The 24,848-nt window shown below is 42.0% G+C and carries 14 protein-coding genes and 2 tRNA genes; 11 read left to right on the top strand and 5 right to left on the bottom strand.

Annotated features, from left to right (window positions below):
• Positions 1 to 34: 34 nt before the first annotated feature.
• Entirely contained in the window at positions 35 to 3,994 is a 3,960-nt protein-coding gene (locus HMPREF9420_RS08795) for a hybrid sensor histidine kinase/response regulator transcription factor (RefSeq protein WP_007135264.1), read from the bottom strand.
• A 305-nt stretch (positions 3,995 to 4,299) separates the two neighbouring features.
• Here HMPREF9420_RS08795 and HMPREF9420_RS08800 point away from each other — a divergent pair, with 305 nt between their 5' ends.
• From HMPREF9420_RS08800 to HMPREF9420_RS08830, 6 genes are all read left to right on the top strand, one after another.
• Entirely contained in the window at positions 4,300 to 5,397 is a 1,098-nt protein-coding gene (locus HMPREF9420_RS08800) for a phosphotransferase enzyme family protein (protein WP_007135266.1), read from the top strand.
• A 768-nt stretch (positions 5,398 to 6,165) separates the two neighbouring features.
• Positions 6,166 to 7,503, top strand: coding sequence for an IPT/TIG domain-containing protein (locus tag HMPREF9420_RS08805; RefSeq protein WP_248628099.1), 1,338 nt, complete (start codon positions 6,166 to 6,168; stop codon positions 7,501 to 7,503).
• A 44-nt stretch (positions 7,504 to 7,547) separates the two neighbouring features.
• Positions 7,548 to 10,628 (top strand): SusC/RagA family TonB-linked outer membrane protein, encoded by a 3,081-nt coding sequence (locus HMPREF9420_RS08810; protein WP_007135268.1) that lies wholly within the window; start codon positions 7,548 to 7,550, stop codon positions 10,626 to 10,628.
• A 32-nt stretch (positions 10,629 to 10,660) separates the two neighbouring features.
• Positions 10,661 to 12,628 carry a RagB/SusD family nutrient uptake outer membrane protein gene (locus HMPREF9420_RS08815; protein WP_007135269.1) on the top strand — a complete coding sequence of 656 codons (1,968 nt, stop codon included), beginning with the start codon at positions 10,661 to 10,663 and terminating at the stop codon, positions 12,626 to 12,628.
• 132 nt (positions 12,629 to 12,760) lie between these two features.
• A complete protein-coding gene (locus tag HMPREF9420_RS08820; RefSeq protein WP_007135270.1) occupies positions 12,761 to 13,642 on the top strand; it encodes a BT_3987 domain-containing protein in 882 nt (293 codons plus the stop codon).
• 1,368 nt (positions 13,643 to 15,010) lie between these two features.
• Positions 15,011 to 16,612, top strand: a complete 1,602-nt coding sequence (locus tag HMPREF9420_RS08830; RefSeq protein ID WP_007135272.1) for a beta-N-acetylhexosaminidase — start codon at positions 15,011 to 15,013, stop codon at positions 16,610 to 16,612.
• Positions 16,613 to 16,780: 168 nt separating this feature from the next.
• Here the strand turns inward: HMPREF9420_RS08830 and HMPREF9420_RS08835 are convergent, their stop codons facing one another.
• Positions 16,781 to 17,953, bottom strand: a complete 1,173-nt coding sequence (locus HMPREF9420_RS08835; protein WP_007135273.1) for an OmpA family protein — start codon at positions 17,951 to 17,953, stop codon at positions 16,781 to 16,783.
• A gap of 410 nt (positions 17,954 to 18,363) precedes the next feature.
• Here HMPREF9420_RS08835 and HMPREF9420_RS08840 point away from each other — a divergent pair, with 410 nt between their 5' ends.
• The 5 genes from HMPREF9420_RS08840 (at position 18,364) to HMPREF9420_RS08860 (ending at position 21,028) form a co-directional block, all read left to right on the top strand.
• Complete coding sequence (locus HMPREF9420_RS08840; RefSeq protein WP_007135275.1) at positions 18,364 to 18,837, top strand: RNA polymerase sigma factor; 474 nt, start codon at positions 18,364 to 18,366, stop codon at positions 18,835 to 18,837.
• On the top strand, positions 18,830 to 19,273 hold the full coding sequence (locus tag HMPREF9420_RS08845) for a hypothetical protein (protein ID WP_007135276.1): 444 nt from the start codon (positions 18,830 to 18,832) through the stop codon (positions 19,271 to 19,273). Before HMPREF9420_RS08840 ends, HMPREF9420_RS08845 begins: the two co-directional genes overlap by 8 nt.
• Before the next feature lie 31 nt (positions 19,274 to 19,304).
• On the top strand, positions 19,305 to 19,742 hold the full coding sequence (locus HMPREF9420_RS08850; RefSeq protein ID WP_007135277.1) for a DUF6108 family protein: 438 nt from the start codon (positions 19,305 to 19,307) through the stop codon (positions 19,740 to 19,742).
• 10 nt (positions 19,743 to 19,752) lie between these two features.
• Complete coding sequence (locus tag HMPREF9420_RS08855) at positions 19,753 to 20,619, top strand: hypothetical protein (RefSeq protein WP_007135278.1); 867 nt, start codon at positions 19,753 to 19,755, stop codon at positions 20,617 to 20,619.
• A gap of 334 nt (positions 20,620 to 20,953) precedes the next feature.
• A tRNA-Val gene (locus HMPREF9420_RS08860) sits at positions 20,954 to 21,028 on the top strand.
• Between the two features lie 465 nt (positions 21,029 to 21,493).
• Here HMPREF9420_RS08860 and HMPREF9420_RS08865 read toward each other — a convergent pair.
• The 3 genes from HMPREF9420_RS08865 to mutL form a co-directional block, all read right to left on the bottom strand.
• A tRNA-Val gene (locus HMPREF9420_RS08865) sits at positions 21,494 to 21,568 on the bottom strand.
• 147 nt (positions 21,569 to 21,715) lie between these two features.
• The gene (locus tag HMPREF9420_RS08870) at positions 21,716 to 22,885 is read right to left on the bottom strand and encodes an OmpA family protein (RefSeq protein WP_007135280.1); all 1,170 of its coding nucleotides are present in this window, start codon (positions 22,883 to 22,885) and stop codon (positions 21,716 to 21,718) included.
• A gap of 110 nt (positions 22,886 to 22,995) precedes the next feature.
• A complete protein-coding gene (gene mutL / locus HMPREF9420_RS08875) occupies positions 22,996 to 24,828 on the bottom strand; it encodes a DNA mismatch repair endonuclease MutL (protein ID WP_007135281.1) in 1,833 nt (610 codons plus the stop codon).
• Positions 24,829 to 24,848 lie beyond the last annotated feature (20 nt).

Here is a 24,848-nt window from a genome sequence, read left to right on the forward strand (position 1 = left end):
CTGAAAAGCGTAGGTTTTCGATTTAAAATAACGCTTATTCGCTTGTGTTTCGATAGGCCGAAGGTTGTTGTTGATAGCGGTCTTTGAAACATTTACAGAAATAACGCGGGCTGGAAAAGCCGTTTTTATAGCTTATTTCGGCTATACTTAGCTGGGGATTCTCGCGTAACATCTTTGCAGCTTTACGCAAACGCATCTGCATAATGAATTCGTTTGGCGTCTGACCAGTAAGTGTTTTCCACTTCGTAAATAGGCTTGTACGCGACAATCCCATTTCTCTTGCAAACACTTCTACGCTGAAATCCGAGTTCATATAATGTTTGTCTATGATGTCAATAGCCTTGTCTAACATTGCTTTGTCAAGCGGATTAGAGGCCAACATGTTTGCTTCGGTGTGAGGATGTTCACCAAATTTGTGTTGAAGTAGACGTCGGGAATTAATCAAGTTGTTGCATCTTGACACGAGAACTTCGTTATTAAATGGTTTGGTGATATAGTCGTCAGCTCCTATTTTCAGTCCTTCGAGCTCTTGATTCAAGGCAGTTTGTGCCGTCAAAAGAATCACAGGTATATGACAAATCGATAGGTCTTCCTTAATCATCTTACAGAGTTCTAAGCCTGAAAGATGAGGCATCAGCACATCACTGATAATGATATCGGGCATCACATCACGCGTAACTTCGAGTCCTTCGCGGCCGTCTACAGCGGTAACGGTGTGGAAGTAGGGGCTGAGCACAGTCACTAAGAGTTGCCGAATGTCGTCATTGTCTTCAACAATCAATATTGTTGCGTTTGCGGTTTGACGCATTTCATCGGGTGAAGTCATAGGAATTACCTCATGATTTGACGCAGATTGTGCGGTAATTTGACGCATATTGTTTGCACACGAGATAGCCTTCTCTTGAGGAGTAGCATTTACTTCGCTCTCATTAAAATGGTCTTTACCCAATGGTATGGCTACAGTGAACGTGGTTCCCTTGTTGATTTCCGATGTAACATGAATCGTTCCGTGATGTTGTTGCACAATGGTTTGCGTCAGGTTTAGGCCTATGCCCGTGCCAATTTCAGTCAAAGATTCAAACTCTTTCACCTGATAGAAGCAGTCAAACACATGTTCAAGGTCGGCCGGGGCAATGCCTTTGCCCGAGTCAGCTACTTGAAGCACGGCATCGGTAGCCGTAGTTTGGGTTGTAACCACAATCGTTCCACCTTGTGGAGTGTATTTCAAGGCGTTAGCAATCAAGTTGTTTACCACCTTCTTCATTTGCTTTTGGTCTATCCAAACCATAGTGTCGGTAGTGGCATTCACGGTGAGTGAGATGTCTTTTGCATTGGCATATTCCTTAAACAGGCTGCAAATGGTTTTGACAAAGGCCGACCATTGTGTCTCTTCTACACAGAGTTTACCTTGTGTATGCTCTTGTTTCTTGAAGTCAAGAAGTTCAGAAATGAGGTCGCGCAGTTGCTGACTGTTACGATAAATGCCTTGAAGTTTGTTGTGAATATCGGCAGCAAATCGCTGAGAATGTAGCAAAGCCTCCGACAATCCCATGATAACCGTGAGGGGAGTCCTTATCTCATGCGAGACATTTGTAAAGAAACGAAGCTTTGATTGGTTGCGTTCTTCAATGTCTTTCGCGTGTTGTTGTTCGTATTTTAACGATTCTGACAACTTGATTCGCTTGCGATAACTCCGCACCAGCCATATAATGATAAGCCCAGACAATAGGATATAGCCGATGATGGCCCAGAAAGAGCGATACCATGGCGGGAGAATCCTGATTTGAAGTCGGGCAGAAGGCGTTGTTGTTCCTATGGGGCGAAGTTCTAAAGTGTATCGTCCTGAGGGGAGATTAAAGAAGTCTATCGTTCTTTGTCGCCTGCCAATGGGGAACCAATGGTTGGAAGTGCCCGTCAAACGATATTCAAGTGGCTGCGTGTTGGCTTGGATATGGTTGGATGATGCATATTCAATGCTGATGACAGAGTGGTCATAATCGAGTTCAATCTCTTTGGTATTGTTCAATGTTTTATCGAGGATATGCGTTGCATCTTGAGGCAAAACTTCTTGTCCATTGATATAAAGTCGGGTGAAACGGAGGGCAAAAGGCTTTGTCTTTTTGTGGAGATCGCGCTCTTTAAAGGATACCATTCCGCGCACACCCCCAAGATATACCGTTCCCGATGGCGTCACATAAAGTGCATTTTCGTTGATTGTTGCGAGGGGAAAGCCATTGTCTTTGTTGTAGTTTCTAAATGTTTTATGGCGCAGATTGAATACCGAGAAGCCTTGATTTGTAATGAGTAGTAGCTCATTGTCAGACAAAGATGAGGGTGCAGTAGCATAAACGCAGTTGCCAATCAACCCTTCTTGATGTCCATAATTGATGAATTGGTTGTGTTGTTCGTCATAAAGGTCGATGCCATCATTGGCTGTTGACAGCCAGATGCGGCCTTGACGGTCCGTCATAATGTGGTTGATGTTGTTACAACTAAGGCTGCCTTTTGCCTGCGTTTGTTGGAAATGGCGGAATCTTTTAGTGGCAAAATGGTAGCAATAAACGCCACGCGACTCTGTGGCTACCCACAAACGGCCGCGTTTGTCAATGCAAAGGCCTTGCACATTGCGTAGCTTTTCTGATGCAAGTAGAGGCGTAAACGTGTCGGTTTCGGGGTCCATCATGGCGACACCTTCCTGAGTTGCCACAATCAAATGACGCCCATAAGGCTTGATATCCCTAACAATGTCTGAAGGAAGTGACTTCGGATTGGCGGGATTGTGCCTGTAAGTGCGACTTGTTTTGCCTGCAAGACTGATACGATCGAGGCCTCCTAAGTGCGCGCCTACCCACATTGTGCGTCGTGATTTGTCAAAGAAGATAGCCTTTAAGTTGTTTTGTGTGAGTTCCACTCCAGGCAAAGGATAACGTGAGAAGGCCTTAGTTTGGGGATGATAGATGTTTAATCCGCCGCCTTCTGTACATATCCAGAGGTTCCCTTTGTCGTCTTCTGTCATGCGACCCACTATCTGGCTGCTCAATCCTTGACTGCCTTTGTCGTGCAATCTGTATTGCGTGTAGATTTCATATTCAGGATTAAAGTAATTGATACCCCCAAAATAGGTTCCCAACCAGAGTGTTCCCTGCTTGTCTTTAATGATGCTCCAGATGCTGGAATTGGTCAAACTGTTTTCCCGATTGTCTGCAATGAACGTAGAAGCTTGGTCTGTTCGTGGATTATAACGCGTCAAACCAAGGTATGTTCCAATCCACATCATGCCTGAATTATCCTCACAAAACGCGCGAACAAAGTTTGAATTGAGCAACTTTCCCTTAGTGATGTTGGTGCATTTCCCTTGCCGATTGATGGTCCACAGCCCGTTATTCCAACTTCCTATCCATTGCGTTTGTGTGTGGTCTTCATAGATTTGCGTGATGTTTCCTACCTGAATGGGGTGAGAAAGCTTGCCCGATGCAAGACAATATACCCCATTTCCGCGTGTGCCTATCCACATTCTGCCCCGCGAATCAATATTGATGCTCGTTACATGAGACTTTGTTGGCAACGTGAGATAAAGCTTGTTGCGCCGTGAATGGGGTTGATAGACCATGATTTTATGCCTATCACTGAAGAACAACTGCTTGTGATAGCATAGCGCTCCGACGTTATTGTCGATGAGAAGTGTCTTGAAACTTAACGTCGTTAAATCCAGTTGGGCGATTCCTTCAGCACAAAGCAGATAGAGAAAGCGGTTGCCATCGCCCGTGACTTGTTTCACATTGTTGCAGAAAAGGCTGTTTTTGTTGCCCCTTTTATTGGCATATATGCGCAACTTATTACCGTCATAGCAGTTCAATCCCACGCGAGTTGCAATCCAAATGTTTCCATCTCGGTCGGCATATAGGCTATTTACTGAGATCTGGGAAAGCCCTTCATCGGGTGTAAGATGGTTAAACGCGATGTTTTGTGATAGACTTTCTGTCGTTGAAAGCATCAACAAAAGAAGAGAGAAAAGGAATCTTATCAGGCAGTTTTCTACAGATTTCATGTCAGGCCAATATTAGTGTTGGTCAAAAAGAGGGTAGTATCAACTATATTTCGAATGCAATATTCGGAAAAAAAAACGAGATATGCAAGAAAAAGAATAGCGAATTGTCACTTGAACTGAGGTTAATGATGATTCCGATTGTTTGTGTTAAATAAAGCATATATAAGATAAAACTTTCTGTTTTGTTGAATAAAGTGAGAAGAATATACTACTTTTGCATTGTAATCTATATTGAATTTAACACTATTACTATGCAAAAAGAAGGCAAAACAAAACAAGAACAGATTCTTTTTAACTTTGAAATTGAAGGTAATCCGGTGGAGATTGTGCCATTAGGAAACGGACTTATCAACGATACTTACAAGGTAAATATGCCCGAAGGTGCGCCACATGACTATGTGCTTCAGCGCATTAACCATCATATTTTCACGGATGTTGAGTTGCTACAACATAATATTGAGGTGGTGACGCGGCACATTCGGAAGAAGTTAGAGGCTGCCGGTGAGCAGGATATTGATAGGAAAGTGCTGCACTTTGTACAGACAAAAGATGGTAAAACCTATCATAAGACGCCCGAAGGTGAGTTCTGGCGTGTTTCAGTTTATATCCCTCGGACACAGACTTACTCTCAAGTGACGCCGCAAAATGCTTATGATTGTGGACGAACCTTTGGTCGTTTCGAATCAATGCTTAGCGATGTAGACGAAGAACTGGGTGAAACGATACCCGACTTCCATAATATGGAGCTGAGAATCAGGCAGCTTCGTGAGGCTGTTAAGGCCGATGCAGCGGGTCGTTTGAATGAAGTTCAATCCCTTGTAGACAAGATTGAGGAGCACGCGGAAGCCATGTGTCTTGGTGAAAGGCTTTATCGCGAGGGCAAACTCCCTAAACATCTCTGCCATTGTGATACGAAAGTAAACAACATGTTGTTTGATGAGAACGGACAAGTGCTTTGTGTTATCGACCTCGATACAGTCATGCCGAGCTTTGTTTTCTCTGATTATGGTGACTTCTTACGTACAGCTGCCAATGTGGTTCAAGAGGATGATCCCGACGTTTCGAAGGTAGCCTTGCACTGGGATGTTATTGAAAGCTTTACGAAGGGCTATGTTGAAGGAACAAAATCGTTTCTAACCGAGCGCGAACGTGACTTGCTTCCTTATGCAATGCGCCTCTTCCCATACATGCAATGCGTTCGTTTCTTGGCAGATTATCTAAATGGTGACACCTACTTTAAGACCACTCATGCCACTCATAACCTTGAAAGAGCGCGCAATCAATGGCGACTTTTCGAGCTAACGCTTGCCGGAAATGATCGTCTTGCGCAATATATCAAGACGCTTTAACAGGCAAAGAGAGAAGCTAAATAAGTGATTGAAAGCCACGTTACGGATGATTTCTTGAAGGAAAACGTAATGGGGCTTTCAATCATTTTTGTTTATATTGAAGAAGATTGCAGGCAAATGAAGTCTTAAAATGAAGTTCGTTTGACAGCATTGTTGGGTGAATGATTGTTTCCTTTGTATCTTCTTTTGTTGTTTCCACCTTATTATATTATAGCCTTTGATGTTTATCGATGTTATGTTTTGACATTAGGAAAGCGTTTCTTATGCAGGCATTGCGTCGTGTTTTCTTTCTTCTAATAGGCTGTTATATCATTGTTTATGTTGTAATATTCTAAGGTAGGTTTCATGCCTTCTTTTGTTTCTTCATCCCGATAGTTTGTTGTTGTTGACATGAATCGCTGTTGTCTGTTTCTAAACTGAGTCAAATCGTCTTGTAAAGTGTAACATATTGCAGGACAATTAGATGCATATTACAGTGTAAAGTCTATCATATTGCAAGATGCTTAAATTCAAACTTTTTAGTGTTAAAAGACAATTTTCTTTGCAATTAATTTGGTGTTATAATACAATTTTCATATTTTTGCATTACCTAATCAATGTATAAAAACCTATAAATAATATAAACAGTGTAACTCTCTCTTAAGAACGACGCACTAAAGAACCAGAAATAACGCTATAATATCCAAAAACATTAGTCTTGATGAACCATGTTTCATCAGTATGTAACAAACGCATTTAAATTTAATACCTATTTAATATATGTCTAATATGATGTGCAAGTTGACAATGTCAACCTTCCTTTTCCTTGCAACAGGACTTTCGATAGGATTAGTTTCCTGTTCGGATGATTATCGTTATGAGGCACCAAAGATTAAGGGTGAAGCCTTTAATCGGAGTCTTCCCGTTGTAGTTTCGAAGATACTCCCTGATTCTGGTGGGTATCTTACACAGTTTGTAATTAATGGTTCGAACTTCGGCACCGACCCATCGAAGATAGAAGTAGTCTTCAATGGCAATCGAAAGGCAACCGTTGTGAGTTCAAATGGCACCACGTTGTATGGCATTTGTCCGAAGCAAGAGAATGGTTTCAACAAGGTAACTGTGCGCGTTGACTCTGTGGGTGAGCCTGTAATGTGTCCTAACGACTTTAAGTATACCAAGGTAGAACGCGTGTCAGTATTGGCAGGAAAGACTGGAGCGGGAGGCTATGTAGATGGTAATCCCATTGATGCTCGATTCAATTATATGTATGGTGTGGGCGTTGTTACAGGCAATAATGTCATTGTTATGGAAGGTCGAAACAATCGAGTTAGGATGATATCTGAAACAGATAATAAGGTGATTACATTGTTGGCAGGCGGTCCTAACTTTGGACATCCAGCCGTAAATAGTAGTCGTAAGCGCCTATATGCAATTCAAATTCAGCAACCTCACGCTGTATATTGCTTCGATCAGACTAATAATTGGAGTGCAAAACGACTTGCAACAAGTCTTCAATATAAGGATGCTGCAGGGCAAACAAAGACAGTTGAGGGGGATATCTATGCCTGTACATTAGATGACGAGGAAAAGTTCCTTTACTTTCGAGACCATCAAGGCCGCTTCGGTAGAATGGAATTAGCCGATCCCGACCATGTAGAAATACTCAATGAGCATTGTGGTACTGTTGATAAGAATATCTCTTATCTGGTTTGGAGCAAGCTCGATAAATGCTTTTATATGACAGTTCAGAACGCGCATGGCGTGTATAAGATTTCTAAAGATGGGCAAACCATAGAGCAGTTTGCTGGTTTCAATGGCGTTGGCTCAATGGATGGACCGCGTATGAGTGCCTCTTTCAGGAATCCAACTGGTATGGCCTTTGACGTTGATGGTAACATGTATATCACCGACTCCATGGGATTCACAATACGAAAGATTGGACATGCCGACGGAATGGTAACGACTGTGGCCGGCATTTACAACAAATCAGATAATAATAAGGTGGAAGGCTTACCATCAGAAGTAACATTTACCTATCCTTATGATATCTCTGTAGACGATGACGGCAACTTCTATATTATTGAAGGGTGGGGGAGTGACGTGCGTAAATTTGCCATAGAATAAGCGAAGAACCCTTATATCGTATTCTAATTCCTAAAAACAAAAAGATGAAACAGATAAAGATTATAATGCTCTTTGCAGTCATGCTGATCGCTACTTCAGCCTTTGCGCAGGGTAAATTCATGGTGGCTGGTACCGTCATGGACGAGAGTGGAGCTCCACTTATCGGTGTAACTGTAAAGTGTAATGACAAGAGTGTGAGTGGTGTAGTGACTGATCTTGATGGCAAATTCCGTGTGAAAGATATCCCCGGCAATGCGACTTTAGATTTCACTTACTTAGGATATAAGAAGTATTCTTATAAAGTAAATTACAACAAAGAAGGCTTAAAAGTCGTTCTGAGGCAAGATATTGGCGACCTTGATGAGGTAGTTGTCGTTGCAGCTGGTACGCAAAAGAAGGTTTCTATGACGGGAGCTATCACGACAGTAAAGCCAGAGAATCTTGATGTTCCAGCCACTTCAATTACTAATATGCTTGGCGGTAACGTCCCGGGCATAATAGCTGTGACGCGAAGTGGTGAACCTGGCAATGACTTTTCAGAGTTCTGGATTCGTGGAATCAGTACTTTCGGCGCTAACTCCTCTGCACTTGTACTCATAGATGGTATTGAAGGTAACCTTAATGACCTTGATGCATCAGATATCGAAAGCTTCTCTATCCTGAAAGATGCCTCTGCAACCGCTGTATATGGTGTGCGTGGTGCGAATGGTGTGATTGTTGTCACAACGAAAAGTGGTAAGGCTGGTAAGTTAAGAATTAACTTTAAGTCGAACTTTATCATGAGTGAGAATGGACGAGAACCAAAGTATTGCGATGCCTATACTTATGCAAAGTTAGCTAATGAAGCACAGGTGGTGCGTGGAAATGATCCAAAATACACACCAACTGAACTTGAACTCTTCCGCACAGGGCTTGATCCTGACCTCTATCCTAACGTGAATTGGCGTGATGTTATCCTTAATAAACACGTATGGCAGAACCAAGAATTCCTCAGTATTGCAGGCGGAGGAACGGCTGCCCGCTATTATCTCTCGTTGAGTATCCTTAGTAAAGACGGCGTGTTTAAACAGGATAAATCCTGTCATGACTATAATACTAATGTAGGATATACTAAGTATTCGTTCCTCTCTAAGGTAGATGCTAACCTGACAAAGCGTACTACTTTGAGCCTAAAACTCAATCAAGTAATCGTGGATAATGACGGACCTGGTCTTTCCGATAACAACACATTGTGGAGTGCTCAGGCTAATCTTACGCCCGTAACGATGCCAGTTAAGTATTCAAATGGTCAGCTTTCATCTTTTGGAAAGAATGGAGATCAGATCTCACCTTATGTTCAATTGAATGAAATGGGATACAAACAAAATCGTCGTTTGAATACAGATCTCTCCATAAGTATAGACCAAAACCTTGACTTTATTACCAAAGGACTGAAAGTTCGCGGTATGTTCTCATACTCAGGTCAGTCAGAACATAACACAACGCATTTCAAAATGCCCGATGTTTACATTGCAAAAGGCCGCTATGGGGATGGTTCTTTACACACTGAAAGGACTATAGAGAAGAGGGATGAAAGCTATGGTCAGCAGGTAATCTTTAATAGAGATTACTATTGGGAGCTTAATAGTAGCTACAATCGGAAGTTTGGTGACCACTCATTGGGAGCGTTAATGATGTTCTATTTGCAAAGCAAGTCGTTCTCATTCAAGGATGGTAAGAATGTAGGATCAGTCATAGGATCTATCCCTTACCGTAATGAAGCACTGTCAGGTCGCGTTACTTATGGGTATAAAGATACTTATTTTACGGAGTTTAATCTTGGATATACGGGTTCAGAACAATTCCAAACAGGACACCGTTTCGGTTGGTTCCCGGCTATTTCTGGTGGTTGGATCCCCACACAATATAAGTGGGTACAGAAGAATTTGCCTTGGTTAGATTACTTTAAGCTACGTGCTTCTTACGGACTTGTTGGTAATGATCGCATAGGTGGAACGAGATTCCCTTATATTACGACTATAACGGGGGCAGAAGCTGGCTGGAACAGGCTTTATCGTTCTATCAGAGAAGGTCAAGTAGGCACTGATGGCTTGGTGTGGGAAAAGGCAAAGAAGCTCGATATTGGTATTGATGCACACCTCTTAAAAGGTATGCTTGAGTTCACCATTGATTACTTTAGAGACAACCGAACAGGTATTTTCCAACAGCGTGCAACTGTTCCTGACGAGATGGGATTAGAGTCTTTGCCTTGGGCAAACATTGGTTCGATGCAATCACATGGTATGGATGGTAACATCACCTTTACCAAAGACTGGAATCATGACTGGCGAACCACGATTCGAGGAAACTTCACTTATTCACGAAATAAGGTAACTAATTGGGAACAATCAGACATTCGTTATCCTTATCAGTCTTATACGGGCGTTCCTTATGGTGTTCAACGTGGTTTAATAGCACTTGGATTGTTCCGCGATTGGGATGATGTTTATAGTTCACCTAAACAGAGTTATGAAGCAAAGGTATATCCTGGAGACATCAAATACAAGGATGTTAATAACGACGGAGTTATCAACGACGACGATATTGTACCGCTTTCATATTCCAATACGCCTGAAATCCAGTATGGTTTTGCCGCAGAAGTGAAGTGGAAACGCCTTTCCGTGAGTGCATTGTTTGAGGGTACTGGCCACAGCACTTTCTTCTATGGAGGCACTGGTTTCTATCCATTTGCATGGGAAGCAACAGGAAATCTATTGACGATTGCAGCCGACCAAAATAACCGTTGGACGCCACGCGAGTTCTCTGGAACAGCATCTACCGAGAATCCCGATGCTCGTTTCCCTCGTCTTACCTATGGAGAGAATCGCAATAACAACCGAGCTTCCACGTTCTGGTTAGCCAATAATCGTTATCTTCGCTTTAAGAACTTGACGATACGGTATTCATTTATCCACCCATGGCTTAACAAAACGTTGGGTATTTCAAATATAGATGCAAGCTTTATTGTTAATAACATCTGCACTTGGGATAACATTAAACTCTGGGATCCGGGTCAGGTGGCAAGCAATGGTGCGGCATATCCTATTCAGCGCACATACACTTTGCAATTTAATATAAGCTTCTAAATGAAACAACAATCTATTAATGACGAAATAATATGAAAACCAAACATATATTATTAGGGGTTGTTGCCTCGGTAACGCTCCTTCCGGCACTCTCTTCTTGCGATGATTATCTCAACACAGATAAGTACTTTTACAACCAAACGAGCCTTGATTCTGTGTTCCAACGCAAAAGCCTTCTGATGCAATATCTTAATGCAGCATCGAGTTATCTGCCTGCAGACGATCAGTTATGGACTAATGCAAGCGTTCCGTTTAGCTTCTCTTCAGACGAAGCTTTCTGCTCATGGAAGGACGATAGGCACGCGGGAATATACTACGCAATGGGTGAGATTGATAAATACAAAGGCTATTTTGACGGCTGGGCTAACTACTATAAGGGCATCCGAAAGGCTTATATGATTCTTGAACGCATGAAGGAATGCCAGGACCTTTCAGAGACTGAACGCCGCGATATCGCTGGACAATGCCACTTCTTACTTGCACATTATTATTATTGTCTTGTCCGTCAATATGGTCCTGTGCCTTTGATTCCGAAGTCAATCCCTTCGAATGCCAGCGTAGAAGATATGACTTATCCGCGTGCAACCTATGATGAGTGCATTGCTTTCATAGCAAAAGAGTATGAAGAAGCGGCTCAAATGCTCGACACAGAACGCTCTTCTATTGAGACATATAAGGTGCCTACAGCTGGTGCTGCATTAGCTTTGGAGTCGCGAGTACTGCTTGAAGCTGCCAGTCCTTGGTTCAATGGAAACAAGTATTACGTAGACTTTAAGCGACATACTGATGGTGTTCACTACTTCAATCAGACTTATGATGCAACGAAATGGGCTAAGGCTGCCGCCGTCTGTAAACGCATAATAGACACTGGAAAGTATGCTCTTTATACCGTTCCTGCAGATAGTAAGACACCTACTTTCCCTGCAAACGTCTCAACGGCAAACTTCCCCGACGGCGTTGGGGGCATTGATCCGTTCCGCTCTTACAATGATATGTTTACCGGAGAAGAAAGTGGTTTCAATGTATCTGAATTCATGTGGGCCAAAGAAGCATCGTGGGATCTCGTGTGGATCTCGTTCCCTGCTGTTGCAGGTGGAGGCAATGGACTCTGTGTTAGCCAAAATCTTGTTGACGCATATCGTATGCAAAATGGTATGGATATCAACGAACCTGGTAGTGGTTACCCTGATCCTTCTGAGGCATGGAAGCCTATTGGTGGCAATGGTAAGACCTTTTCAAACTATCAATTGAGTTCACAGGTGGCCAAAATGTATGATAATCGTGAGATGCGTTTCTATGCTTCAATCGTCTTTAACTATTGTTATCGTGAGGCAAGTTCCTATACTGGTACAGCCGCAAATAACAAAAACTTCTATCAAACGTTTTATAAGGATAGCCCATTTGGTGCTTGGTCTGATTATCCTAACGACAAATCGTTCTCTGGTTACAACTGTATTAAATACTGCCACCCCTCAGATAAGCCCGGAAACGGAGGCACTGTGCGTAGTAAATACTTCCCTTTGATTCGCTATGCTGAAGTGCTTTTAAACTATGTTGAGGCTATGAACGAGATGGAAGGAAGCTATACTGACAACGAACATAACGTCACAGTGTCGCGTGATCCCGCTGAAATGGTGAAGTATTTCAACATGATTCGTTATCGTGCAGGCTTACCCGGCATTACACTTGCTGACGCTGCCAACAAGACGAAGATGCGTGAATTGATTAAGCGCGAGCGTCAAGTGGAGTTTGCACTTGAAGGCCGTCGTTTCTACGATCTACGTCGTTGGGGAGAACTTCAGCGTACCATGGCCGACCCATTCATTGTGATGAATGTCGACGCGCGAAGCAATGAACCACAGAAGTTCTATACAAGAACGGTAAGTTCTTACCAATATTCGCTCTTCAACATTACGAATAAGCAGTGTCTTTACCCAATCATGCAGAGACGAATTGACAAGAATCCTAACCTCGATCAAAACCCAGGATGGGAGAAATAAAGTCAAAGAATATCCTGTTATCATACTTTTTGTTTGCTGGCCTGCCTTCGTCTGTGGGCCAACGAACATGAAGAGGAAACATGATTTCAGGGAAAATATCTAATAATAACAAAGAATTTAAATGTAATGACAATGAAAAAGAATAATCTTTTCATATTCCTTATGCTCTCAACGGCTACCGCTTTTATCAGTTCTTGCGAACCTCAAAGCGACCCACTAACGCATGAACAGTATAAGAAAGAAGTCTATCTTGTCGGTGCAGCACAAGACATTCAAGACAAAGAAGTGGCATATAATGGCGACGGAAGCCTCTATGTGTCTGTTGCTATCGGTGGAACGCAGTTCCCAAGTGAGGATGTTCAGGTGACGATTGGACGCGCGAGTGACGACAAGATGAAGCTTTATAACTATAAAAACTTCTCGGCTGACGATGTGAAATATCAGACTTTGCCCGCCGATTGGTATGAGTTTCCGTCATGGACAGGCACAATCAAGGCTGGAGAAGCCTATTGTCGCATACCATTGAAGCTTAAAACAAACATGCTTCACCCTGATTCGCTTTATGTTATCCCACTAAAGGTGGTCTCAACCAATGCTTATTCTGCTGTGGATAAAGACACTGTGTTGCTGGTTCACCCCAAAATGGTCAACGATTACTCAGGAAGTTACACATTTGAAGGGGCAACTTGGCAGATGATTAATGGGCAGAAAGATACTAATTCGGCTTCGGTCATCACCACTTTGCGTAATGCTACGGCATTAGATGCCTCTACTATCCGACTATTTAATAAGGTGGTAGCTGAAAAAATCGGTAATGTGGCAAGCTCAACATATAATATTCGTGTGAACAGCGATAACACTTTGACGATTACTCCCTATGATCAGCTTGGCATAACTGCAGGTGGTGGTACGTATGACCCCGTGAAAAAGTCGTTTAAGTTGTGGTATACAATTGAAGAAAATGGGCGTACTTACCGGACAGAGGCTACGCTAACAAGGTCAAATAAGTCTTGAATCTTACCGCTATTCATCTGAAACAATGATTCTCATTTATGGATGTGATTGCACACAAAGGCAAAAAGTTTACAACAAAACCGATATAAGCATCTTATAAAATCTATCTTCATTTTGGATGAATGGCAATAAATAATGCGCCTGTTATTGGTGCAATATCTCTTAGAAAACAAGGAATAAGACTCCGTTTTTGTTGGTTTTATTCCTTGTTTTTCATATTTTTGTATTCTCGTTATTTAGTTGTCATGCTGCGATTCCCTTGTCTGGATATTGTTAAAATCTGCAGTTCTTACCCCCATTTGTGTTCCCTCTTCTCGCGATTAGCATCCGCCTGTGCCATGATTAACGTCAAATTGTGTTGGGTTTTGCGTCATTTCACGCGATAAAATGTGTCGAATTATCGAGTAAAATGCGTCATTTCACGCGGTGTTTTGCCGTATTTTACACGATGAAATGACGCAAACCATTTTACCTTTAATAATCAACAACATCACCACCTCAAATAACCCCCAAAATAACCTCTTTCATTTGCAAGGCTAACTACTCCCCTCCCTCTTCGGGGAACCATAGGTCGCTGTTCGTGAAGCCTGCGAAACGAGGAAAGCAAAGGGCTGGGGGAGAGGCTTTGTATGCCTAACATTATTTCCCCTTTAATTATCAACAACGTCACCCTCACAATTATTTCATCTCGCAACTGCATTGGTATTGCGCTATTATCCCAATGGATGAATTTCGCAATATAAATGCCCTCATGGTGTAACTCGGTACGAGTTGTGTTTTTGATAGCCCGGGGTTGGCGAGGAACGAGCCTACCCCGGGTAAACATTCGCATTGGGATTCAACGCCGTAGGTGTTGAGCTTTTTCTATAATGGCACGCTTACAATGAGACCTTTTATGGCGGATTAATCCGAAAAAGCGCAACACCTACGGCGTTGTTCCACGCAAACCATACATTAACCCAGGGTAGCCTGCACTATCGTTTGGCAACCCTGGGCTATCAAAAGCACAACACCTACGGCGTTGAAATATTCATTTTATAATACAATTCCCGTTAATTCTCGTCTGATTTAATGTTTAATTGCGCTGAAAAAGCGTAACACTTACGACGTTACCTCCTTCTCATGCTATGACATTTTCATGCTATTTGTTTTTCAAATGGAAACATTGTGGCATGAGATATAATAGAGATGAAAGGCTGAAGAAATGAGGAGTATGGCCTTTCTTTTGGTTAAAAATTTCAAAAACGACTTGTTCTTCATCGTAAAGTGAGTAAATTTGTACGTATAGATAATAGGGTGTAGCGAGTCTTTTGATTTATTATGCTCAGTAAGTAACAATTTGTTAAACCGAAAAACCAAAACCAAGGAATGAAAAAAGTATTTATTTCATTGTTTCTTTTCATGTCGACTATGGCCATACATGCGCAACAAGCCGACTTCAATGTGGTGCCTTTACCACAACAAGTCAAACTAACGGCAAAGCCGTCTTTCAAACTTAGTAATGCAACTCGCATCGCTTATTCCGAAGGAAGCGAAGAGATGGAGCGCAATGCCCATTTCCTTCAGGACTATGTTCAAGAGATTACAGGCATCCGTCCCGTGCTCTCTACAAATCTTTCTCAGTCAGGTAGCAATGTCATTCGCCTTGTTCTTGATGGAAAAATGAGTGGCGATGAGGGCTATACCCTGTCTTGTAATCAGAAAGGTGTAACCATTAAGGGTCGCACTCCGGCTGGTGTTTTCTATGGTATTCAGACACTTCGCAAGTCGCTTCCTGTTGTAAAGACAGCTGAGGTGACGCTACCTGCGGTTGAAATTGCCGATGCTCCTCGCTTCAGTTACCGCGGAGTGATGCTTGATTGCGGTCGACATTACTTCCCAGTAAAGTTCATCAAGGAGTTCATTGACCTGTTGGCGATGCACAATATGAATCGTTTCCACTGGCATTTAACTGAAGATCAGGGTTGGAGATTAGAGATAAAGAAGTATCCTTTGCTTACCGCCATTGGCAGTAAACGTGCAGAAACCGTCATAGGTCATAACACTCAGATTGGTGATGGCACGCCATATGAGGGCTATTATACACAGGATGAAGCTCGCGATATCGTAGAGTATGCACGCCAACGCCATATCGTTGTCGTTCCCGAAATAGACATGCCAGGTCATCAGTTGGCTGCTTTGGCTGCAATGCCTAACTTGGGTTGCACGGGCGGTCCATACAAAGTAGGAACCGTTTGGGGCGTTTATGACGATATTCTCTGTCTTGGTAACGAAGATACCTATAAGTTTTGCGAAGACGTTCTTAGCGAATTGATAGACATTTTCCCTTCAGAGGTTATCCATATTGGTGGAGATGAGGCTCCAACTGTACGCGTAGAGCATTGTCCTAAGTGTCAAGCGCTCATGCAAAGAGAGCATTTAACGCCGAAGAATATACAGGGATATTTCACTAATCGCATAGAGAAGTTCGTTAATTCTAAAGGCCGTCGCATCATGGGTTGGGACGAAATTATGGATGGCGACATTAATACGAGCGCAATGGTACATTGCTGGCGCAATCCATCTTTTGGCATTAAGGCCGCTCAAAAAGGTCATGATGTAGTGCTTTCTCCTACAAAATATTGTTACTTTGACTTCTATCAGGCTAATCCAAGGGCTGTACATGAGCCATTGGCGATAGGCGGTTATCTCCCCGTTGATAGCGTTTATAACATGGATACGATGCCAAAAGACATCTCACCAGAGAATCGTAAGCACATCATTGGTATTCAAGCAAACCTTTGGACAGAGTATGTTGCAGTTCCAAATCATGCAGAATACATGCTGCTTCCACGCATGGCAGCGCTTGCCGAGAATGCATGGGTGAAGGACAGAGGCCCATATTCAGCCTTCCTTCCACGCTTAACACGTCTCAAATCGCTTTATGATGTTTACAATCTCCATTATGCTAACCACGTGTGGAAAAAGTAATTGTATTGTCAAAGCATTAAAAACAAAAAATCGTTCAATAAGTCTTTGCTCATGAAGACTTGTTGAACGTGATAAAAGAAAGCAGCCTCGACCAAAAGATTCGGCCGAGGCTGTTGCATTTCTATAGAGACATTAGAATGAGTTTTCTAAGCCATTGACATGCGAAGACTATTCAACAATCTGAACAGTAGCACGTCGATCGTAGCTCGGATACTCCAAAATCTTCACTCCTCCGTCTGCAGCGACGCTGATATTTGAACGCTTTATGCCCATCTTAACAAGCTCATTAACAAGCGTATTAGCACGTCCTTCAGATAGTTTTTGGTTGATTGAGGGTGTACCTGTAGCCGAGTCAGCGTATCCTGTGACGAGAACGCGGTTGTTATTCTCAACAGCATACTTCGCAAGTGCACGCACATTGACTAAGTCTTTGAGTCGAGCTAACTCAGTTTTATTGATATTAAAGAATACTGAAATAGGTGTAGCAACAAGCTCTTTAATGCTCTTTGACTGAACATCTTCTTTTGGAGCTTCTGCCAATTCCTTACGAAGTCTGTCGCCTTCATCGCTTGCATTCTTAATCTTATTATTCAAATCATCAATCTGTGACTGTGTCATTGCCTTCAAAGCATCAGTATCTGGAGTCTTGTTCCAGCCTGATTTACCGAGTTTAAAGGTTAAACCAAGCTCAGCATAAAGGTGATTATCCTTATCTTCCCAGCCGTAACCATGATGCTTTGAGCGGTTGTTGTATCCGTCATAACCATCAAAGTCTTCTTCCATTCGGTTCCAACCAAGCTCAGTATAAAGGTCAACGTGACGTGAAAGCTTCCAAGATGAGTTGATACCAGCACTTAACAGCATTGCATAAAGACTGGTAGATTCGTTTCGACTGACACCACCGCCGACGAAAGTCGTTACATTCCATACGCGATTTGGATTGTAACCGCAGAGCAAATTGCTCATGTTGAAGAGGATTTGCTCGTTAATTGTCCAGAACTTTAGTGAGGAAACATCGGCAATTCCCATTTTCTTTGCATTACCGACCTGTAGCTTTGTACGCATACCGAGGCCTAGAGAAAACCACTTTCCAACTGCAATCGAACCACCGAATGTGCGGCGTTGTTTTGCAAAGAGGCTGTAGTGCTTGCCATTATCCAATCCAAGTCCGTGCTCTTGATTAGAATACCATGCGTTATAGTCACCTCCTATTTGAATAAACCAGTTACTCCAAAAAGAATTAGTCGCTACACTATACTTCTGCACGGGTACTGTTTCCTGGGCAAAAGAAGCCATAGATACGCCTAAAAAGGCTATGGCTGCCATCATTCTTTTCATCATTTGAATTAATAATTTTTTATTGTTGTTACCTAAATATTAATGATATAATAACCCTCTTTAATGTTGGTCGCTGCAAAGATAGTCTTTTTTTTCATTACGAAGTCATCTTTTACACTTTTTAAAATGTGAAATATACATATTTTATGATTATGCATTCATGAGACAGATTGAAGCCTTTTGTGTAATGAATAACATTTTTTTATAGTTTGGAGTGAAGGAAAACATACATTAAGTTAAATGTTTTCATGTTTTTCAATAGGCTGAAACACATGCTCTTCTATGCCTTTTTATATTGCAATAGTAGGGAGGAAATATAATGTTTTAGTAGTAAAAAGCAGAAAAAAAGGTTTTATAGATGTCACAAAATCCTTAACTTTGCGTAATCATTATAGAGATTTGATTACACAACGATGACTATTGAAGAATATAAAAAGGAGGTGGGACAAGTCCGACCACAAATGCTTCGCCTTGCTCGTAGCTACTTAAAGGACGATGAAGAGGCTGAAGATGCGGTGCAAGATGTGCTGCTCAGGCTTTGGCAAATGCTCGAATCTCTGCATCTTCCGATGGCTCCCATGGCCTCAGTACTTGTGAAAAATCGTTGTATTGACATCATTCGGCGACGTAGAACAACAACGTCTATCCCCGAAAATCTCGTAGACTATGAACCAACAAACGACGAACGCTATGCAAAAGTGATGCAGATAGCTGATCGGTTACCAACATTTCAGCAGACAATTCTACGCTTGCGGCACATCGAAGGGATGGAAATGCATGACATTGCAGCGCTATTAGGAAGCTCAGATGTAGCAGTTCGTAAGGCTTTAAGCCGTGCACGACAAGCCATAAGGCATCAATTTATAACACTTCAACACGATGAATAAAGACGAAAAGATAAAGCAATTGGTCGACCGTTTCATGGCGGGAGAGACCTCACTTGACGAAGAACGTGCGTTGTATCGTTATTTTTCGGCAGGCAACGTGGCGGAAGAATTGATGCCACTACGTGAATATTTCTGTTCATTTGCCAGCCTTTCACAGGATGAAGCAATAGCACAACCACCGAGATTCAAGCTTCTTCATCTTGTCACTCGCCCCAAATTTATAGCTGCAGCGGCTTCCATCGCGTTATTCTTAGCCCTTGGCAGTACGCTCTTGGTGGACAGATCACAAAATTATTGTGAGGCTTTTGTCTACAATAAGCATGTGACCAACGCTAAAGAAGTCATGAAAGTAGTGGATGAAACCATGCAAGACATCCACCAAAATGGCGATGCAGACGTAGACAATCAGTTGCGTTCGATTTTAGGAGACAGTTGAATGAAAACAATATATCATTGATTATAGGGCTATGAAACACCGTATTTTCTTAACAATTCTACTGAGTGGGTTTGCTTGTTTGCTCCATGCACAGCAAGGATTGAATGTCAACGAGCTCTTCATTGGAAAGCTTGTGCCACGCGAACAGATGGTAGAAGTTCGTGTAAAAGGGCGTGCCCTTAGTAAGTATAACCTGAATTTCTATCACAGTATACGTTTCAAGGCCAATGAAAAGCAATGTAATGAGGTTGACAAATGTGTTGAACGCGACCGCAAAATGGCTGTAGGAACAGAACAAACCAGTCGAAACAATGTGTCAACGCTCATCATGAGTCTGCCACAACAGGGTGGATTATATCGCTATCTGTGTTATCTCACACAGCGAAAAGGCCGAGATACGCTTGTCACCCTTGTCTATATGGAAGGCAATGTGGCCAGTATTGCAGAATTAAGAAAACTAATACATTAAATAAATCCTTATGAAAAAAATCCTTATTTGTGTGGCTTTGGCATGTTGTTTGACGGCAGCTGCCCATTCAAATGACAATGATACAATCGTTGTTGAGAAGCCACGTAGAGTGAGAATCATTAGTAGCGACTCGTTGCAACGGGTAGAAGTGTGGGGTAGTTCAACGAATCCGAGCTATCATTATGAAAGTAATATTCAAGTCGTTGATAGCAATTATGTGAGTACTTCTGCGTTGAATGACAACACATGGAACTTCTCTTTTATCGGTCTTTCTAAAGCACATAAGAGCCGAAAGCCAATGCGTGAGTGTGAAATGCGACTCGGTGCAGGCTTCAGTAATGCAATAGGTATGCCCGAAAGAGCTGATGTTCAGCCGTTCAAGTCATGGGAAATATGGTGGCTATTGGGCGATTGGGTTGTGCGACCATGGCGTAATGCCAATGCCTTCTCTGTGGGATTTGGCCTCGATTGGCGTAATTTCCGTATGACAGATGACTTGCGTTTTGTGATGAACAACCGCGCTGTGGCCATTGATACCTATCCAACGGGTAGCACACCTATCTTTTCCCGTATCAAGGTTTTTAGCTTAAATATGCCTATTCGCTATCATTATGAGGGCCGATGGGTAAGTTTCAGTCTCGGACCTGTAGTCAATTTGAACACCTATGGCAGTTTGAAGACACGCTATAAGCTTAATGGACAGAAGGTGAAAGATGTCGATACGAATGTTCGTGTGAATCCCATTACGATTGATTTTATGGGAACTGTGACGGTGAAAGGCGTGCCAGATATTTACTTTAAGTATAGTCCTTGCAACCTTTTGCGTGGAAATTATGGACCAAAGTTTAGAACTTTATCCTTTGGTTTGATGATGTAAGCAGGACGGAAAACAGGAAAATGTGATAGCATTAGTTTGTAAATAACGAAAAATCGTGGCTATTTCAAACCACGCATAGAGGCAAAGAGGCAAAAGTGTAAAAGGCTTTTGCCTTTTTGTTTGCATTGTTATGGGGGGTAAAGTGCCTTAGATTTGGTTGGTTTGTAGTATTGATAAGGTAGCCTTTTGGGTATAATGATAGCTTATAGTGAACTATTCTGAGAGCAAATCTGTGCTAATGCATGTCGTTTTCTTAAAAAAACAAAAATGGAATCTCTTTTATTTGGTTAAATCAAAGAATATACTTAATTTTGCAAACGCTTTACAAAAGTAAGGGCGTTTAGCTCAGCTGGTTTAGAGCATCTGCCTTACAAGCAGAGGGTCGGCGGTTCGAATCCGTCAACGCCCACAAGAGAAAGAGGTTTGATTTTAATCAAATCTCTTTTTTGTTTATTTCCTATCATGAGATGAATTGTTTGCAGTTGCGAGATAGGAAGCCATTAAACCAAAGTTTATTTTATAGAAAACGTATTTCATCCCAAAACACTTCATGATTTCAAGGATAATGATTGGCAAAATGCTTTGAGGCAAATGACCATGTAATTAGACCTATTTTACTGGGTGAAATGACGCTAATTATGATGTAAAGTGATAGAGATTATCGCGTGTTTTGATATGGATTATTTTGTGAATTGTTAGACGCTGCATCGCAAGTATTGTTTGCCTGCAAATCGTGTGCTATTAAATCATGGCGAGAAGTGGTGTGTAAGGCAAAATGATTAGCATGAATAAAAGATTCGCTTACAGCCCAACAAGGTTATGATATAAAAGAAAATCCCTGCAATCCCGAAGGACTACAGGGATACACCCCTTGTGGGCGTTGACGGATTCGAACCGCCGACCCTCTGCTTGTAAGGCAGATGCTCTAAACCAGCTGAGCTAAACGCCCTTACTTTTGTAAAGCAATTGCAAAATTAAGAAATTTATTTCACCCGTGCAAATAAATCTAATAAAAAACATCCTCAGTCAAAAGATTGACCGAGGATGTTGCTTTTTCTATATGAACTGCCTTGAAAGACAGGCTCATTACTTTCGATTAGTCTACAATTTGAACTGTAGCGCGACGATCATAGTCAGGATATTCGAGCATCTTTACACCGCCACCAGCTGCTGTTCTGATGTTAGAACGGTTAACACCCATCTTAACAAGTTCCTCAACGATAGTGTTAGCACGTTGCTCAGAGAGTCTCTGGTTGATAGCAGGTGTACCAGTTGATGAGTCAGCATAACCTGTAACAAGGATATGAGAGTTGTTCTCTATTGCATATTTTGCAAGTGCACGAACGTTAACTAAGTCCTTCAAGAGAGCTACATCAATCTTACCGATGTTGAAGAATACAGAGATTGGCGTTGCAACAAATTCCTTAAGACTCTTTGTCAAGACAGTAGTCTTTGGTTTCTCGGCAAGCTCTTTGCGGAGTTTTCCGTTCTCTGCGTTGAGGTCATTAAGCTGAGAATTGAGTGCATCTATTTGTGATTGAGACAATGCTTTGATTGCATCTACGTCAGGAGTCTTATTCCATGTGGCCTTGCCGAGTTTGAAAGTAAGACCTATTTCTGCGTATAAATGGTTGTCCTTATCTTCCCAACCACGTCCATGATGTGAATTAGAAAGCTGTGCCATCTCATTGCCATCGAAGTTATCTTCCATGCGATTCCATCCTGCTTCTGCATAGAGATCAAGGTTCCGACAGAGTCTCCATGAAGAGTTGATACCGGCACTTAACTGCATAACATAACGGTTAGCAGACATGTTACGAGCCATACCTCCGCCAATGAATGGGCTGATATTCCAAACTCGTTCAGGGTTATAACCCATGAAAAGATTACTTAAATTGAACATGATTTGCTCGTTCAAACTCCAGAAGTGCTGTGAAGTTACGCCAACAGCACCAATCTTTTTAGAGTTGAAACCCTGTAACTTTGTACGGAGACCAATGCCTGGTGTGAACCACTTTCCTATGGCAACAGACCCTCCAAAGCTACGACGTTGCTTGCTAAGGAAGTCAAAATCTCCACCATTATCAAGGCGACGGCCATGCTCTTGGTTTGAATACCAAATGTTGTAATCACCACCTACCTGAATAAACCAGTTGCTCCAAAACGAATTTGTGGCTACACTGTACTTCATTGTTGGGTCAGCTTGTTGTGCAAAAGCAGTCATAGACATGCCTAATAAAGCTGCACCGATCACGAATTTTTTCATAAATAATAATAATTAATATAAGTTATTTGCTATCTGAATATATGCTTTGTTTTTGCATTTGGTTGCAAAGTTAATGATATTTTTATTCAGATGGTATAATTTTACATATTTTAATCTAAAAGATGTTCTATTTCATTCTGTTTTAAGATACAAAGAATGTTTTTTCCATCTGGTGTATAATTGGGATTCGATGAAGAGAAAAGAGAATTAAAGATGTTCTCCATCTCCGCATTGTTCAATACCTGTCCTTGCGGGATTGCAGCTTTTCGTGCCATGGTTAAAGCCAATTCTCGGCTGATTTCTTCGCGAAGATTGGTGGGTTTTTCCTGTGCAGAGAGAATCATGTCACGCAAAAGATTAATCATGTCAAGTCCTTCAAGCCCTGAAGGAACGGCTAATATTGCATAAGTTGAACCTCCTAATGGACTGATTTCAAAGCCAAGATCTTGCAGTTCGGGTAGAATCTTCGACAAAGTAACTTCTTCTGATGCTGTACAATGAAGGTTTTCGGGAAACAATAGCTTTTGAGCGGCAGCCTCACTGCGCTTCAATTGCTCTTGATATCGATCGAAAAGGATTCTTACATGTGCCCGATGTTGATCGATAATCATTAGTCCTGACTTCACGGCTGTCATGATATAGCGTCCCTTATACTGGTAGTGAGAGGGTGATTTCTCTTCAATGACGTTCTCGGTTGGTTCTTCCTCCTCTTGAATATCAGGTAAAGTCATCTTTGAAGAGAATAATTCTGTTTCCTGACTTGGCTTTTGTAGATTCTGATAAAGCTCTTCCCATCGGTTAGAAGGACTCGAAGAACGAGGTGCTTCTGATGAATTCCGGAAAGGATTATAGTCAGGATTATATTTCACTTTAGGCACTTCAACGTTTTTTGTGGGGTTATACACAGGAATTTCAGGCCTGCCTTCTGTGTCAAAATCAATTGAAGGAATGTCGTTAAACATGCTAACAGCCTCTTTTACAGCAGCAGAAAGGATTTGCCAAATAGGCACTTCATTCTCAAATTTAATTTCAGTCTTCGTAGGATGGATGTTGACATCGATATCTTTAGGAGCCACTTCGAAATATAGAAAGTAAGGAACTTGCTCACCCGTTGGCACTAATCGTTCAAAGGCAGCCATCACTGCTTTGTTGAAGTAAGGGTGTTTCATGTAACGACCATTTACAAAGAAGTATTGGTGTGCACCTTTCTTGCGGGCTGACTCAGGTTTACCCACGTATCCATTGATGCGACACATCGTTGTATCTACCTTTACAGAAAGCAGTTCTTGATTGAGACGCTTCCCAAATATGTCTATGATTCGCTGACGAAGTACGCCTGCTTTAAGATTGAAAAGTTCTGTTCCGTTGCTTTGTAAGGTAAAGGCTATGTCAGGATAGACCAGTGCTATGCGCTCAAAAGCGGTGATAATGTTGTTTAGTTCCGTTGAATTGGACTTCAGAAACTTCCTTCGCGCGGGTACATTATAAAATAGGTTGTTGACAGAAAAACTGCTACCTACTGCACAAGAACAGGGCTCTTGTCCAACAAAACGACTTCCAGAGATGGATAAAAGAGTGCCTACTTCATCGCTTTCTTGCCGAGTTTTCAATTCAATTTGAGCCACAGCAGCGATAGAAGCTAAGGCTTCTCCGCGGAAACCCATTGTGTGAAGAGCGAATAAATCATCAGCCTTCCTAATCTTAGATGTGGCATGTCGTTCAAATGAAAGACGGGCATCTGTTGCAGACATGCCTTTACCATCGTCGGTAACTAATATCGTTGTCTTTCCGGCATCAATGACTTGAATCTGTATATTCTTTGCCCCTGCGTCAACACTATTCTCAACTAATTCTTTAATTACAGATGCGGGGCGTTGTATAACCTCGCCAGCTGCAATCTGGTTGGCAACAGAATCGGGAAGAAGTTGTATGATATCGCTCATAAATCGCTAAAAGATAAATA

This window comes from Segatella salivae DSM 15606 (assembly GCF_000185845.1).
GTDB classification, from domain to species: domain Bacteria; phylum Bacteroidota; class Bacteroidia; order Bacteroidales; family Bacteroidaceae; genus Prevotella; species Prevotella salivae.

Coding starts and splice junctions, on each gene's coding strand:
- HMPREF9420_RS08795 (WP_007135264.1), bottom strand. CDS start 3,994: ATGCTTTCAACGACAGAAAGTCTATCACAAAACATCGCGTTTAACCAT.
- HMPREF9420_RS08800 (WP_007135266.1), top strand. CDS start 4,300: ATGCAAAAAGAAGGCAAAACAAAACAAGAACAGATTCTTTTTAACTTT.
- HMPREF9420_RS08805 (WP_248628099.1), top strand. CDS start 6,166: ATGATGTGCAAGTTGACAATGTCAACCTTCCTTTTCCTTGCAACAGGA.
- HMPREF9420_RS08810 (WP_007135268.1), top strand. CDS start 7,548: ATGAAACAGATAAAGATTATAATGCTCTTTGCAGTCATGCTGATCGCT.
- HMPREF9420_RS08815 (WP_007135269.1), top strand. CDS start 10,661: ATGAAAACCAAACATATATTATTAGGGGTTGTTGCCTCGGTAACGCTC.
- HMPREF9420_RS08820 (WP_007135270.1), top strand. CDS start 12,761: ATGAAAAAGAATAATCTTTTCATATTCCTTATGCTCTCAACGGCTACC.
- HMPREF9420_RS08830 (WP_007135272.1), top strand. CDS start 15,011: ATGAAAAAAGTATTTATTTCATTGTTTCTTTTCATGTCGACTATGGCC.
- HMPREF9420_RS08835 (WP_007135273.1), bottom strand. CDS start 17,953: ATGATGAAAAGAATGATGGCAGCCATAGCCTTTTTAGGCGTATCTATG.
- HMPREF9420_RS08840 (WP_007135275.1), top strand. CDS start 18,364: ATGACTATTGAAGAATATAAAAAGGAGGTGGGACAAGTCCGACCACAA.
- HMPREF9420_RS08845 (WP_007135276.1), top strand. CDS start 18,830: ATGAATAAAGACGAAAAGATAAAGCAATTGGTCGACCGTTTCATGGCG.
- HMPREF9420_RS08850 (WP_007135277.1), top strand. CDS start 19,305: ATGAAACACCGTATTTTCTTAACAATTCTACTGAGTGGGTTTGCTTGT.
- HMPREF9420_RS08855 (WP_007135278.1), top strand. CDS start 19,753: ATGAAAAAAATCCTTATTTGTGTGGCTTTGGCATGTTGTTTGACGGCA.
- HMPREF9420_RS08870 (WP_007135280.1), bottom strand. CDS start 22,885: ATGAAAAAATTCGTGATCGGTGCAGCTTTATTAGGCATGTCTATGACT.
- mutL (WP_007135281.1), bottom strand. CDS start 24,828: ATGAGCGATATCATACAACTTCTTCCCGATTCTGTTGCCAACCAGATT.